We start from the raw sequence: 14,063 nt of genomic DNA, 5'->3' as shown, positions 1-14,063 counted from the left end.
CCCGAGACGGGGAGGCGCGGGTCACGGCCGGGAGGGGTGTCCCAGAGGGAGCGGGGAGCCGTCCGGGGCGGGGAATGGGTACTACTGGAAAGATGGGCTAGAGTTGTTCCCAGCCGTCTTTCCTCTCCTCTCCGGAGCGAAACCGCAATGTCCCAGCAAGCCCCTGGCAAGAAGCGTGGTCTGTCCCGTCCCGTGGAAGTCGTTCGCGCGGAGCTCCTCAAGGATCCCGAGACGAAGCGCATCGCGGATGCCGTGGGGATGAAGCTGGAGGACTACGTCGAGCTGGTGCTCGAGTACGCGCAGGACAAGGACAAGGAGCCCATGCTCAACGTCGTGTCCGACGAGGAGCTGAAGGCGAACGGCTTCCCCGTGCACACGGTGGAGGAGGTCGGTGAGTTCCTGGTCGCGGGCGCCAAGGGTGAGCTGCCCGGCCAGGGAAACCCCTTCGCCAAGTCCGAGTTCGAGGCCAGCAAGGGCGGCACCGCCGGCAAGCCGAGCCTGAACCCCGCGGCCGAGGGCGCCCCCCAGACGCCCCAGGACGAGGCGAAGCGCCAGGAGCTGCTGGAGCAGATGAAGAAGGGCGGCGGCGGAACCCGCGGCTGAGGTCGCCCGGAATCCCCGTGAAATAGATCGGAAAATGGGGAGGAAACATTTTCCTCCCCCCTCCGAGAATCCTTTTGAAGCTTCACTCCGGCACACACTCTCCAAACCAAATTAAGTAGGGGGTTTCACCATGGGCGGCATCGGCAAGGTTGTCAGCAGCGTCGCGAAGACGGTCTCCAACATCGCTGGCGGCGTCGCGAACATCGCGGGCAAGGCGCTGAACTTCGTGCAGAACCCCATGGGCGCCATCACCGGCGGCCTGAAGGGTCTCGCCGGCGGCCTCCTGGACAAGCTCCCGTTCGGCCTGGGCAAGCTGGCGAAGCCGTTCGTGGACAAGTTCATCGACTCCGGCGCGTCCCTGCTCGCCAAGGGCCCCCTGGCCGGTCTGTCCCAGCTGACCAAGTTCGCCCCCACCGTGAAGTCCATCGCGGACATCGCGACCACCGTGAAGCAGGGCGCGGACCAGGTCGGCGCGCTGGCCTCCCAGCCCGCGCAGCAGAACGTGCAGAACCTGTTCGCCCACGCCCAGGCTGCGCTGACCAACTGAGTTCCCCGCTGAAGCTAGCGTGACTCATGCACGAGGGCCGGTACTCACCGCGAGGTGGGGCCGGCCTTTCGGCTTTGCGGGCCAACGCCGCGCGAGGCACTGGGGTCGGTCCTCCGTCCGTCATGGGCGGGGCGCCGGCCCTTCGGCTTTGAAGGCTCCGATGCCCAGCTTCGATGTCGGCTCCGATGTCGGCTCCGTTACGGGCTCGGGGCCCGAGTGGGATGCGACCCAGCATGACGCACCTGGAGTGCGGGCGCGATCAGGAAGCGGCGCGGCTCAGCCTTCTTCGCGGGTGATGCGGAAGGCGTCGGTCTCCAGCTTCTGGGTCGCCTCGGGGTCCGCGCTGTCGTAGTAGCCGCGAATCTCTCCGGTGCCGTCCACCAGCACGAAGTGGGTGCCGTGGAAGATGGAGAGCAGGTCGTCCTCGGGGGCGCCGGCCTCGCGGCCCATGCTGATCTTGAAGCCCTGGACGATGGTGTCCTTGAGGGTGGCGTAGTCGCCGGTGAGGAAGTTCCAGCGGGTGAAGTCCGCCTGGTACTTCTTCCCGTACTCGGCCAGCCGCTCCGGGGTGTCGTAGGCCGGATCCACGGAGAAGGACACCAGCTGGAGATCCGTCCCCAGCTTCGAGGTGTGCTCCTGCACGCGCGCCATCTTCTGCGTGAAGACGGGGCAGACGGTGGGGCAGCGGGTGAAGATGAAGTTGGCGATGAACGGGTGGCCGCGGAGCTGCTTCAACCCGAAGGGCTGTCCGTCCTGCCGCGTGAAGGTGAAGTCCGGCAGCGCGCCCAGGCGGGGCGGCGGCTGGGAACGGCCCTGCACCAGGTCGTGGACCGCCACCCCCATGAAGCCGAGCGACGCCACGGCGATGCCCGCCCAGACCCAGGAGCGGCGCACGGGACGGGAGCGGGGGGCGGCGGACGGGGAGGGCGATTCGACGGACATGCGTCGGCACGTACGGCATCGGCGGGGGGCGCACAAGCGCCGGGCCTGACGGGTTAGGGGCTGGCCGCATGCGAGGCATGAGGGAGAGTGGCCGCTTCGCGGCGGGCAGGGTGCTCCTTGAGGGGACGTTGGGTGCGTGCTAGCCCGGAAGCCGTGGCCCATGCCCTCTTCCAGCCCCTGGGTGGACGCACTTCGCCGGGCGGGTGGGGAGGCTTCCGGTCGCTGGCGGGGTCCGGGCCGTGGCTCGGACTCGTCGGAGGGCTGGTGCCGGCGGCGGTGTTGGCGTGCCCCTCGTGCACGGCCCGTGCGCCGGAGTCTCCCGGCGGGGCGGGCGAGCTGCTACTGGCGCTGATGCTGGTGCCCTTCGCGCTGGTGGGCGTGGGGCTCTGGGCGGCCTGGCGGGTAGGGCGAGAGGAGCAGGGAGCGGAGCGGGCTTCGGCCCCCGTGGAACAGGAGCATCCGTGATGGCGGAGTCCCCGGCGTTATCCCCGTCGTCCCCGAGCGACATCGCGCCGCCGGATGCGCAGGCGCCCCTGGCGGTGCCGCCCGCGCGTGGTGCCTGGAGCCTGGCGCCGCCGGAGAACGCGAGCGCGACGGGCGACCGCATCGACGCGCTGCTGGCCACGAGCCATGGCTTCGACATGGCGCTGGCGGCGGTGATGCTCGGGTGGATGTTGCTGGCGGTGGTGCGTTTTCGGGGTGCCCGGAAGGTGGCGCCGGACGGGGGCACGCGTCGCTCGCGGGCGTGGGTGCTGGGGCTGGCCCTGGGTGTGTTCGGCGTGGTGGACGGGACGCTGTTCCTGGGCTCCCAGGGCTACCTGAACGACGTGCTCTGGAACTTCCGCGTCCCCACGGAGGATCCGCGCACGGTGCGCATCCAGATCAACGCGCACCAGTGGTCGTGGGAGGCGCGGTACGCGGGCGCGGACGGGGCGTTCGGCACGAAGGACGACGTGGTGACGTGGAACGACCTGCGCGTGCCGGCGGACGTGCCCGTCTGGGTGCAGCTGGTCTCCACGGACGTGGTGCACGGGTTCTCGCTGCCCGCTTTCCGAGTGAAGCTGGACGCCATTCCGGGCCGCGTGAACCAGACGTGGTTCCAGGCCGCTCGCGAGGGCTCGTGGGAGGTGGCCTGCTACCAGCACTGCGGCACCAGCCACTACCGGATGCGCGGCATGCTGACGGCGCTGTCCCCGGAGGCGTACGCGGCGTGGCTGCACGAGGCGAGCCTCAAGGCGGTGCAGGGCTACGACCCGGATGACACCGCGGCCCACTGGGGCTGGGTGTGGAGGACGCCATGAAGGCGGGGGCGCTGCTGAAGTCGCTCTGGACGACGGACCCCCAGCGCGTGGCGCGGCAGTACCTGTGGGGCGGGTTCCTGTTCCTGCTGGTGGGTGGCCTGCTGGCCATGCTCATCCGCTTCCAGTGGGCGTGGCCCGGGCAGCCGGTGCCGGGGCTCGCGTGGGTGCTGCCCGAGTCGAAGGGCGCGCTCACTCCGCCCACGTACACGGCCGTGTTCACGATGCACGGCCTGTTGATGATCTTCTTCGCGGTGACGCCGCTGCTCTTCGGCGCGCTGGGGCACTTCGTGCTGCCGCTGGCCATTGGCTCCAAGCAGATGGCGTTCCCCCGGCTGTCGCCGCTCGGCTTCTGGGCCTACGCGGTGGGCGGCGCGCTGATGCTGGTGTCGTTCGTGGTGCGGCTGGGGCCGGCGAGCGCGGGGTGGACGTCGTATCCGCCGCTGGCGACGCCCGCGTTCACGCCGGGGCTGGGGCAGACGCTGGTGACGGTGGCGGTGCTGTGCGTGGGCGTGTCCGCGTTCCTGTACGGGCTCAACTTCGTCGTCACGGTGGTGCGCTGCCGCGCGCCAGGGATGACGTGGGGCCGGATGCCGCTGGTGGTGTGGGGGCTGTTCTACGGCGCGGTGCTCAACGTGCTGTTCGTGCCGGTGCTGGCGGCGGCCACGGTGCTGCTGTTGTTGGACCGGGTGGCGGGCACGCAGTTCTTCATCGCGGGCGCGGCGGCGGTGGGCGGGGGCGGCGACCCGCTGGTGTACCAGCACCTGTTCTGGCTGTTCGGCCACCCGGAGGTCTACATCCTCATCCTGCCCGCGTGGGGCATGGTGGGGGACTTCGTGGCGTTCTTCAGCCGCAAGCCCGCGCACGGCTACCGGATGACGGCGGGGGCCATGGGCGTGGTGACGGCGCTGAGCGGCGCGGTGTACGCGCACCACCTGTTCACCAGCGGGATGGCGCCGGTGCTGGGGCGCACGTTCATGGTGCTGACGCTGCTCATCTCGCTGCCGGCGCAGGTGATGTTCCTCAACTGGCTGATGACGCTGTGGCGGGGCAGCGTGCGGCTCACGTCGCCGATGCTCGCGGCGCTGGCGACGATGATTGTCTTCGGCCTGGGCGGCATCACGGGGCTGGCGCTGGGCGCGGTGGCGACGGACGTGCCGCTGCACGGGACGATGTGGGTGGTGGGGCACTTCCACCTGACGATGGGCGCGGCCAGCTTCCTCGCGGTGTTCGCGGGGCTCTACTTCTGGTTCCCCCGCATGTACGGGCGCACGTTGGACGAGCGCATGGCGAAGGTGCACGTGCTCCTCAGCGCGGTGCTGTTCATCGCCGTCTTCGGCGGACAGCTGGTGGCGGGCTACGCGGGGCAGCTGCGGCGGCTCTATGACCCGTACCAGTACACGTTCCTCGCGCACCTGCTCACGTTGAACCGGTGGACCAGCTGGGCCGCGTTCGCGCTGGGCGCGGTGCAGCTGGTGTTCGTGGTGAACCTGGTGCGGACGCTCAAGTGGGGCCGTGCCGCGGAGCCGAACCCGTGGCGGGTGGGCACGCTGGAGTGGATGGACGCGGGCCCTGGCGCCGTGGTGCTGCGCGGGCCGCATGCGCTGTCGCAACCGGAAGTACAGGAGCAACTGGGTCGCGATTGGATTGGGCAGGCGGAGCCGCTGCCCTCGGGTGTACCCGTGGCGGAGCCGGTGGCGACGCCGGTGCCCGGGGTGGAGGGCGCCGTCTAGCGGTGCTCCCAGAGGTCCACGCCGCCCGCGTCGCCCGCGGGGAAGCGGCGGACGAAGCGCTGCTTGAACCAGGGGCGGCTCTGCGGCGTGAGCTGCCAGGTGCCTCTCCATCCGAGGACGACGAAGCGGCAGGAGCCCAGCATGATGCGCAGGGCCTGCTGGGCCTCATCGGCGGAGAGGGCCTCGTCGGTGGTCTCGAATCGGTCGCCGGAGCTCATGGCGTCCTGGAGCATGGTGGCGTAGCCGTCCACGATGGGCGTGGCGCCCGAGGGGAGCCAGCCCGCCGCGAGCGCCCAGCCGGGCTCGAAGGAGAAGAGGCACGCATCGGGTGGCACGTCCGCGCGGATGTGCTTCGCGAGCGCCACCACGTCCGGGGCCTGCAGTTGGGCGCTCTGGTAGACGTGCTGCGCGCCGGGAACGAACGCGGCGGCGAGCAGCAGTGCTGCCACGGCGCGAGATGTCGTGCGGCCCCAGCGGATGCTGAAGGCGTGGAGCATGGAAGCGCCCAGGCCCGCGAGCACGGCCTCCGAAGCGGCGAGGTGCGCGTTGTACTGGTTCCAGTAGGTCCGTGACGCGAGGAACAGGACCACGCTGAGGACGAACGTGCAGGCGAAGAAGCGCGCGGCGGGGCGGTGCTCCGGAGCGGCACGGAAGGCGCGCACGCACGCGGTGCCGAGGCCCACGAGGGCGAGGAGGACTCCGCCCCAACGGCGCTCATGGAAGATCTCGCGCAGGCGCATCCATCGGTCCAGCTCACCGTCCGGCGGGCGCGCGGCCTGGAAGGTGATGACGTCGCGGATGAACTCGGAAGGGGCGAGCGCGGCCAGGGGGCCCACGACGACGACGAAGGTGGCGAACGCGACGAACACGGGCAGGAGTGCGTGACGCCAGGACTCCTTCCCCGGGCGTGCGAGCAGCGCGGCGATGAGCCACAGTCCTCCCGGAAGCTTCACGGAGATGGCGAGTCCCAGGAGCACGCCCGCGCCGATGCGGCGGGCTCGGGAGTGGGTGCCGGAGGTGAGCCAGAGGTTCGCGAAGCCCAGGCACAAGACGTTGAGCAGGGGCTCGAGGAAGGTGCCGCGCTCGACGATGGCGGCCTCCGGATACGCGGCGTAGGCGAGCGCCGCCACGCAGCCCGCGAGCGGACCCCAGGCGCGCCAGGCGACCCGGCCGGCGAGGAACACGCACAGGGCGCCCACGGCGGCGGCGAGGTAGCGCGTGATGCCGTAGGCGGTGGCCGCGTCGAGCCCCAGCGTGAGCGCGGCGCCGGGGGCCCAGAGCAGGAGGCTTCCGGGCGGGTGCACGAAGATGAAGTCGCGGTAGGGCAGGTCCCCGCGCAGCAGGAGCGACGCGGCGGAGAAGTAGACGCCCTCGTCGTAGTCCATGGGGTAGCCCATGGCGCCGGAGCGATGGAAGAACGCCAGCGCGCGCAGCACCCAGGCGCCCAGCGCCACGATGATCAACGGCCAGACGTCCAGGCCCCTCGAAGCGCGAGAAGGGACGGACGGGGACGGCGCTGCGAGCGGAGTGGGCGCGGGTTCCATCGGGGCAGCGCGGCAGGCTACTACCGGCGGGCCTGGACGCACGCGGGGTTCTTGCATCGGCGCGACGGCTCCAAGGACGGAGGATGCTCACGGGTGTGATGCGCGAACGTGATTCGGCCGATGGGCGCCGCTCCGAGGGACGGGGGGCCGCCCGGCTTCCTGGTGCTTTCCGCCGGGCCCAGGCATGCGAGAGTCCAGCCCCGTGAGCACGAACGACCCCGCCGGGACGCTGGCCTCCACGTCCCTCCAGCGCGACGAAGCGAACCTCTGGTTCGGGGTCGTCATCGCGCACGGCGCGGCGGCGATGCTCTTCTGCTCGATGGCCTTCTCCGCGGGCTTCTACCGGCTGCGCGGCTTCTGGCCTCCCGAGTCCGCGCGCCCTGGAGCACTCGTTCCCGCGCTGGCCGGTGGGCTTCTCGTCATCGGGGTCGTGTTGCTGCACGCCGCGCTCCGGCAGCAACGACCGGGCCGGCTCACGTTGGCGGGAGTGCTCGGCACCGGGGCGGGGTTCCTCGCGACGCAGGCGACCTGGCTGCACGTGCTGTTCTGGTACCGGGACCTGCGCGTCCCCGACGGCGGCGTCTTCGCCTCCTCGCTGTATGGCTTGTCGGCGGTGCAGGCCGCGCATCTGGCGGTCGTGCTCGTGGGATTGCTGCGCGCGGGACTTCGCGTGCTGCGCGGACAGGACGTCAGCGCTCCGTTGCGGCGCGCCCTGCCCGGCTGGTGGTGTTCGACGGTGATGTACGGCGTCCTCTTCGCGGTGGTGTACCTCCCATGAAGCTCACTTCCTGCTCCACTCATCGGTCGCTCCGTGTGCTCGCCGTGCTCGCGTTGGGGGCGCTTGCTCCCGCGTGCCGCAAGGAGACGCCCACCTTCGAGCCCCTGAAGCTCGCGGACGGCACCGTCATCCCCGCCGCGACGCTGGCGCGCGGATATGATGTCTACACGCACTACTGCGCGTCCTGTCACGGCGAGAAGGGCGACGGCCAGGGCCCCGCGGGCTCCGGGATGCGGCCTCCGCCTCGCAACTTCCACCAGGGCCTCTACAAGTTCGGAGGCGTGGCGGCGGGCGAACTGCCCACCGACGACGCGCTGAAGCGCACGCTGCGGCGGGGCCTGCACGGCACGCCCATGTTCGCTTGGGACGTGCCGCCGGCGGACGTGGACGCCGTGGTGCAGTACCTCAAGACCTTCAGTCCGCGCTGGAAGCAGGAGTTCCCCGGCGCGGCCCTCGCCCTGTCCGACGACCCGTGGAAGGGCCGCGCAGCCGAGGCCGTGGAGCGCGGCCGCACCGTCTACCACGTGGCCGGCAAGGGCAACGCGGGCTGCGCCAGCTGCCACGTCGCGTACCTGCCCCGAGCGGAACTCGCCGCGCTCACGGAGAGCGTCACCGGCCGCAAGGTGAACCTGGCGAACGCGGATCCGTACACGGCGCTGCAGCGGGATTCGGACTACTCGCTCACCGTGGACGCGAAGGGCGAGGCCACGCAGTTCGCCAAGGTGCTGCCGCCGGACTTCCTCTTCCACCGCCTGCGCACCGTGTGGCCGCAGGACACCCGCGTGGAGGGCCAGCCGTACACCGCGCAGGCCCAGCGCGAGGACCTCTACCGCGTGATGGCCGCGGGCGTCGGCGGTGCGGCGATGCCGTCGTGGAAGGGCGCCATCCCGGAGGAGAACCTCTGGGCGCTCGCGTACTACGTGCAGAGCCTCATCGTGATGCACGACACCGGCGCCGCCCGCGACCTTCAGTCACGGTTGCGTGACTCGAAGGCACAGGAATAACGGATAGATGCAGCAACCTGAAAAGTAGGTCTTCCTGGGAAACAAATTCCCAGGCGTCGCGAAAATCCGGGCACTGATTCCCTCTTTTCCCGGAGTTTCATTCGTGACGACCTATTCCGTTCGCAGCGGCGACACGTTGAGCGGGCTCGCGCAGCGCTTCAGCACGTCGGTGTCTTCGCTCCAGAAGACGAACCACATCGCGAACGCGAACCTCATCCGCGTGGGCCAGAGGCTGACGGTCCCGGATGGGTTCCAGGCGGCGCCGTCGAAGGCGGGCAGCTACACGGTGCGCAGCGGGGACACGCTGAGCGGCATCGCGGGGCGGCACGGCACGACGGTGGGGGCGCTGGCGAAGGCGAACGGTATCGCGAACCCGAACAAGATCTACGTGGGCCAGCGGCTGACGATTCCGGGCGCGGGTGGGGGCGCGGCGCCGGTGACGTCGAAGCCGCCGTCGTCCGGGGGCGCTTCGTACACGGTGCGCAGTGGGGACACGCTGAGCGGCATCGCGGGCCGGTACGGGACGACGGTGGGGGCGTTGCAGCAGGCGAACCACATCGCGGATCCGAACAAGATCCAAGTGGGCCAGAAGCTGACGATTCCGGGCCGCACGGGTGGCTCGGGCGGGACGTCGAAGCCGCCTCCGTCGACGGGGGGCGTGGGTGGGACGCCGGGCACGTCGGGCGGGAAGGGCGGGGTGACGGTGGCGCAGTTGCGGCGGATCATGCCGAACCTGTCGCAGGCCAAGGCGGAGCAGTACCTGCCGCACCTGAACAAGGCGATGGCGGAGGCGAACATCAACACGCCTCGGCGCAAGGAGATGTTCCTGGCCCAGCTGGCGCATGAGAGCGGCGAGCTGCGCTACATGGAGGAGATCGCCTCCGGCGCCGCGTACGAGGGCCGCAAGGACCTGGGCAACACGCAGCCGGGCGACGGCAAGCGCTACAAGGGCCGGGGACCCATCCAGCTGACGGGCCGCGCGAACTACCGTGCGGCGGGCAAGGCGTTGGGCATCGACCTGGAAGGGCACCCGGAGCGCGCGAAGGATCCGGACGTCGCGTTCCGCATCGCGGGTTGGTACTGGGGCTCGCGCAACCTGAACAGCTACGCGGACGCGGGCAACTTCCGCGAGGTCACCCGCCGCATCAACGGCGGCTACAACGGCCTCGCGAGCCGCGAGATGTACTACCGCCGCGCGCAGGACGTGCTGGGCTGAAAGCTGTCCGACTGTCGGACAGGTTTTGGGACTCCGGGCCTTCGGGACCGGGGTCCTTGTCGTTTCTGGAGGACGCTGTGTGGGGATGGGCGTTCGCGCGCCGGGGGCCGTGAAGTAGGGTGGTGGCGATGCTGGAATCCATCCACCTCAAGAACTTCAAGAGCTTCGCGGACGCGGAGGTGAAGCTCGCTCCGTTGACTGTGCTCGTCGGGGCGAACGCCTCCGGGAAAAGCAATCTGCTGGATGCGCTGAGGCTGGTTCAGCGGTTGGAACTGGGATGGACGCTGACGGAAGCTCTTCTAGGGCGCAGGGAGGCGGGGCGTGAAGTCGCTCCCGCGCTGCGCGGTGGAAGCATGGGCCTCGCGCGTTCAACCGATGCGCTGGTTGAGCTGACACTTCGCTGGGGCTCGAAGCCCGACTTTTTGACGCATGCCATGGGCATCAAGGTCCTGGGAGAGCCCATGTTTCGTTGGGAGCGGGTAACTTTGGATGGCCCGGTCCTAGGGGGCCCTTCTCGGGTCGTTGTCGATGCAGTACCCGTCAGAGGGCCTTTGTCCTCCGGCTCAAGGCGCATTGTCTCGTCGGAAGAGCGAGACGTAACGATCTCGGTTTCGAACGAGGCCAATCAAAGCGTCTATCGCCGAGCGTTCAATCAGCTCAGTGAGCTGTACGCTGGCCCGGTGATGCGAACTCAAACGCTGGGGACATCTCTCTTCTTAGAAGTGATTCCAGCGCGGATGCGGGGTTACGCACCTCAGCAGGACATTGAACTGGGGGCCGAAGGGGAAAACATCTCGTCTGTGATCTGGTCCCACTGCCAGCGCCATCCCGACACACAGCAGGAGTGGGTCGATTGGCTCGCAGAGCTATGCGGCCCAGAGATCGTCGGGCTCGATTTCAGCAGGACCGAGCTCGGGGACGTGATGCTCGTCCTTGTCGAGAAGGATGGGACTCGAACTCCGGCTCGGAGTCTGTCGGACGGGACGCTGCGCTTCCTGGGAACACTGGTTGCATTGAGGACCGTGCGGGAGGGCAGCCTCGTGATTCTGGAAGAGCCCGAGACCGGACTTCATCCGCAGCGCATCCACCTTCTCGTCGAGTTCCTGGAGTCCGTCGTACGTGAACGCGGGCTCCAGGTCATCCTGACCACGCACTCGCCACAGGTCCTCCAGGCTCTGTCCGCCGAATCGCTGAAGAGCACTGTGCTCTGCGCTCGCTCCCCAGACCAAGAGGGCACCGTGCTGCGCCGCCTGGGCGACCTTCCTCACTTCGAAGAAGTGTCGCAGCGCTCCAACATTGAGCACCTGTTCACCACGGGCTGGCTGGAGCGCGCATTGTGAAGGTCCTCGTCATTCCCGAGGACCCCACGCGCGACCAGTACATTCTCAAGCCCATCGTCGAGAAGCTCTTCGAAGACCTGGGGCGGAAGGCCCGTGTCGAGGTCCTGAAGGATCCACATCTCCGAAGCACTCGACAAGAAGACGATCGAGAGCATCGTCGCGGAGAACCCGATGGAGAACCTGTTCCTTCTCATGGTCGACCGGGACGGAGATCGACTGGGCAATTCGCATCAAGCAAGAGGCCGCGAAGCGGAACATCCACACCGGCTCATCGCCTGCCTCGCGGTTGAAGAGGTCGAAGTGTGGATGCTCGCGTTGCATCGCGATGAACTGGGCGCTGCCTGGGCGGAGGTCCGCGCCCACCAGGACCCCAAGGAGCAGTACGCGGATCCCTTTCTTCGGCGGAAGGGATGGCTGCTGCAACCAGGTGGCGGTCGCAAACGCGCGATGCAGGGACTGGGAGGCCAGTGGCAGGCCCTGCTCACGTTCTGCCCGGAGCTGAAGGACCTTCGCGACCGGCTGCGAGCCTGGCTGGACCGCACTCCCGCCTGAATGCGTCCGCGCCAAGGGATTCCCGGTCCGAAAGGCGGATCCTCCCTCGCGCGAAGCCCCTGATTCCGGGCACCTGACCGTGGCGCACCGGCTGCACAGGGCACGGGCTCCTCCTTCCTCGGAGCGAGCCTGATGTCCCGAATCGATGCGCCCGGTAGCAGTCCCCTGTCCCCCGAACCCACGCTTCCTGAACCTGATGCACCCGCGCCCGAACTCCGTGTGGGCACGACCGCGTCCCGCAGGACCTCCGTCAGTGAGAGCAGTGCCTCCGCGCCGGGTCGCAACGAGCTGCGGCCCTATGACGGCCCCTCCGTTGCTCCTTCCGCACCCCGTCCCTCCACGCTGGCGGACGGCCCTGCCGTGTCCGCGCGCGAGCTCGCGGCGATGGGTGGTCGGCTGCGTTCTCCCTCCGCTCCCGTCCCCGAGGACGTCTATGCCTCGGTCCGCTCGCACCTGACGCGCAGCCTGTCGAACCCATTCCTCACCGACAGCGATGTGAAGGCCACGCATGATGCGCTTGGCTCCGTGCCTCGCGATGCGTACCGCGCCACGTTGGACCGCATGGATCGTGATGGGCTGCTCGCCACCTACGTGTCCCGGATGGATGCTCCGTCGCGCCAGTCCTTCCTCGAACAGGCCGCGTCGAACGGCGTCCTCTCGCGGCGCCCGGGCGGGGTGGAAGGACCGCTCGGCATGCCTGGACGGCCGGAGACCTTCGTCAATGATCCGAAGCTCCCTGCTGCCCTTCGCGACGCCGTGAACGCTCACGCCACCGACACCGGCCGTGCCGCTGTCGTTGCCTACGATGCCTATCTGCAACGCTATGGCGACGCCGTGGCCCAGGCTGGCAGCCTCCAGGCCCTTCGCGTGCTCGGGCCTCCTCAGTCGCTGGACCTGCGTGAGACGTCGCTCGGCCTCTCCTGGTCCGACCCCCAGCGCGAACGCTACGAGTCCGAATGGAAGGCCGGCCTGGGGCGCCCCCAACACTCGCTCGTCCAGGCCTACGAAACCGTCACCGCCCGCGCGCAGGTCCTCTCTGGAGAACGTCCCGCCGGTGCCTTCGTCTCCGCCGAAGCGAGCGCGTCCCACGAGATGATCCAATTCAAACGCACAGCCCATGCCTCCGCGCGCGGCACCACCGACGTCCAGACTCAGGCGGGCATCGCCTCGAAGGCCGGTCCCTTGGGCCTGGAGGTGATGATGGACGCTCACGGCAAGACGGAGGCTCAGCTCCAGGTGGATCTGGGCATCGCCAGTGTGAGCCGCGATTCGGAGGGCAAGGTGGAGCTGTCCCTGGGCGCGGGCCCGCATGCTCGCGCCCACGCGGCTCTCAACCCGCGCACCGCGGAGTTCGGTGGCGGCGTCTCCTTCGAAGTCTCCGACAAGTCCGGCCAGAGCCGCGCTGGCCTCAAGCTGGGCTACGGCCTGCGCGGACTCACCCCCGAGCGCGCCTCCCAGGCCGTCCGCAACGATGTCCCCGGCCTCTTCAGCCGCCCCAAGGACCTGGACCCCGGCGTCGGCTGGGAGGCCCTGCCCTCGGAGCGCCGAGCCCTCTATGAACGGCAGGGCTGGACGCGCGAGGAGTGGGCCCAGGACTCGCGGCGCTGACTCCCTCGCGCGGTGGGCTCACGGAGAAGGCGCGCGCTTCTTCGGAGCCTCCTCCTCGGCTTCCGGGCGCAGGGAGATGGCGGTCCACAGCGCGAGGTGCCACGGGATGAAGATCAGGGCCACGCCATACGTGAACACGGCCAACGGGAGGGCGACCAGGATCCACAACACCGCCGCCGCCCACAGCACCACCGAAGCGATGGACTGCATGTCCCTCGACCGCGAGTGGTGGCCCATCAGTGAGAGCACGGTGAAGATCCAGAGGACCGAGCCGATGCCGAACGTCACCTCGGCCGCCGCCGGCATCCGGAAGTACTCGAGGAGGAACCACACCGTCACCATGGCCGCCGACTGGTACAGCGCACTCGCCACCGCCAGGGTGGCGTTGCCCGCGGTCAGCCCCTCCGCCCTGTTGTCAGCGCCCTTTGCCTCCACCAACTCGGGCGGCAGCTCCATCGCGTACGGATAGCCCATGGCGATCAGGGCCTCCTTCGCCGCGTGCCGCACCTTCATCCCACCCGAACCCGCGTAGTCCCCCACCGGGTTGCTCCGGTCCAGAAGCCCCAGCAGCAGATCCGCTCGCTCCCGCGGCGCTTCGTCCGGCGCGGGCGGACGGCCCAGGCCCACGATGAGCGCGTCGATGTCCGCGCGCACCATCCCCGGCGAGCGCACCTCCTCCAGCAGGAACGTCAGCGGTGGGGACGACTCCGCCGCGATGGACTCGGGAACGTTGGCGGGCGCCTCGTCGACGGAGGAGGGCAACGGCTCGGAACGGAGGGCTTGCTGGGACATGGGTGCTCCTGGAGGACAGTCATCCTCCGGCGCAAGCCCGCGAGCAAGAGGGGCACCCCCCACCCTCGGGTACCACGAGGAGACAGTGTCCGTGGAGCCGCCTCCG

At 69.4% G+C, this 14,063-nt stretch carries 14 protein-coding genes; 11 read left to right on the top strand and 3 right to left on the bottom strand.

Annotated features, from left to right (window positions below):
• Nucleotides 1-147: 147 nt before the first annotated feature.
• Complete coding sequence (locus tag D7Y04_RS37845) at nucleotides 148-603, top strand: hypothetical protein (protein ID WP_120577725.1); 456 nt, start codon at nucleotides 148-150, stop codon at nucleotides 601-603.
• A 130-nt stretch (nucleotides 604-733) separates the two neighbouring features.
• A complete protein-coding gene (locus tag D7Y04_RS37840; protein ID WP_120577724.1) occupies nucleotides 734-1,150 on the top strand; it encodes a hypothetical protein in 417 nt (138 codons plus the stop codon).
• 276 nt (nucleotides 1,151-1,426) lie between these two features.
• Here the strand turns inward: D7Y04_RS37840 and D7Y04_RS37835 are convergent, their stop codons facing one another.
• The gene (locus D7Y04_RS37835) at nucleotides 1,427-2,092 is read right to left on the bottom strand and encodes an SCO family protein (RefSeq protein ID WP_233597100.1); all 666 of its coding nucleotides are present in this window, start codon (nucleotides 2,090-2,092) and stop codon (nucleotides 1,427-1,429) included.
• A gap of 132 nt (nucleotides 2,093-2,224) precedes the next feature.
• On the opposite strand from D7Y04_RS37835, the gene D7Y04_RS37830 reads away from it, so the two are divergent.
• From D7Y04_RS37830 to D7Y04_RS37820, 3 genes are read left to right on the top strand one after another with little or no spacing between them, the layout of a single operon-like run.
• Nucleotides 2,225-2,557, top strand: a complete 333-nt coding sequence (locus D7Y04_RS37830) for a hypothetical protein (protein ID WP_147477281.1) — start codon at nucleotides 2,225-2,227, stop codon at nucleotides 2,555-2,557.
• The gene (locus D7Y04_RS37825) at nucleotides 2,557-3,393 is read left to right on the top strand and encodes a cytochrome c oxidase subunit II (RefSeq protein WP_121762491.1); all 837 of its coding nucleotides are present in this window, start codon (nucleotides 2,557-2,559) and stop codon (nucleotides 3,391-3,393) included. The genes D7Y04_RS37830 and D7Y04_RS37825 overlap by 1 nt, the downstream gene beginning before the upstream one ends.
• On the top strand, nucleotides 3,390-5,123 hold the full coding sequence (locus D7Y04_RS37820; protein WP_120577737.1) for a cbb3-type cytochrome c oxidase subunit I: 1,734 nt from the start codon (nucleotides 3,390-3,392) through the stop codon (nucleotides 5,121-5,123). The genes D7Y04_RS37825 and D7Y04_RS37820 overlap by 4 nt, the downstream gene beginning before the upstream one ends.
• Here the strand turns inward: D7Y04_RS37820 and D7Y04_RS37815 are convergent.
• A complete protein-coding gene (locus tag D7Y04_RS37815; protein ID WP_233601785.1) occupies nucleotides 5,120-6,577 on the bottom strand; it encodes a glycosyltransferase family 87 protein in 1,458 nt (485 codons plus the stop codon). The two genes, D7Y04_RS37820 and D7Y04_RS37815, sit on opposite strands and share 4 nt — an antisense overlap.
• Nucleotides 6,578-6,869: 292 nt before the next feature.
• On the opposite strand from D7Y04_RS37815, the gene D7Y04_RS37810 reads away from it, so the two are divergent.
• The 6 genes from D7Y04_RS37810 to D7Y04_RS37785 all read left to right on the top strand — a co-directional run bounded on the left by D7Y04_RS37810 (nucleotide 6,870) and on the right by D7Y04_RS37785 (nucleotide 13,165).
• Nucleotides 6,870-7,445: a hypothetical protein gene (locus D7Y04_RS37810; protein WP_121762489.1), complete on the top strand. Its 576-nt coding sequence runs from the start codon at nucleotides 6,870-6,872 to the stop codon at nucleotides 7,443-7,445.
• Nucleotides 7,442-8,449 (top strand): cytochrome c, encoded by a 1,008-nt coding sequence (locus D7Y04_RS37805; protein ID WP_199749801.1) that lies wholly within the window; start codon nucleotides 7,442-7,444, stop codon nucleotides 8,447-8,449. The genes D7Y04_RS37810 and D7Y04_RS37805 overlap by 4 nt, the downstream gene beginning before the upstream one ends.
• A gap of 103 nt (nucleotides 8,450-8,552) precedes the next feature.
• Nucleotides 8,553-9,665, top strand: a complete 1,113-nt coding sequence (locus D7Y04_RS37800) for a LysM peptidoglycan-binding domain-containing protein (protein ID WP_121762487.1) — start codon at nucleotides 8,553-8,555, stop codon at nucleotides 9,663-9,665.
• 128 nt (nucleotides 9,666-9,793) lie between these two features.
• Nucleotides 9,794-11,005, top strand: a complete 1,212-nt coding sequence (locus D7Y04_RS37795; protein WP_233601784.1) for an AAA family ATPase — start codon at nucleotides 9,794-9,796, stop codon at nucleotides 11,003-11,005.
• A 306-nt stretch (nucleotides 11,006-11,311) separates the two neighbouring features.
• A complete protein-coding gene (locus D7Y04_RS37790; RefSeq protein WP_121762485.1) occupies nucleotides 11,312-11,557 on the top strand; it encodes a hypothetical protein in 246 nt (81 codons plus the stop codon).
• A 132-nt stretch (nucleotides 11,558-11,689) separates the two neighbouring features.
• Nucleotides 11,690-13,165, top strand: a complete 1,476-nt coding sequence (locus D7Y04_RS37785; RefSeq protein WP_147477279.1) for a hypothetical protein — start codon at nucleotides 11,690-11,692, stop codon at nucleotides 13,163-13,165.
• Between the two features lie 18 nt (nucleotides 13,166-13,183).
• Here D7Y04_RS37785 and D7Y04_RS37780 read toward each other — a convergent pair whose 3' ends face one another.
• Nucleotides 13,184-13,957, bottom strand: a complete 774-nt coding sequence (locus D7Y04_RS37780) for a hypothetical protein (protein WP_121762483.1) — start codon at nucleotides 13,955-13,957, stop codon at nucleotides 13,184-13,186.
• Between the last annotated feature and the right edge of the window lie 106 nt (nucleotides 13,958-14,063).

Origin of the sequence: Corallococcus sp. AB038B, from assembly GCF_003668955.1 — a bacterium.
Classification (GTDB): Bacteria; Myxococcota; Myxococcia; order Myxococcales; family Myxococcaceae; genus Corallococcus; species Corallococcus exiguus.
Note: the sequence above shows the minus strand (reverse complement) of the source record. Positions and strands in the feature narration are given on the sequence as shown.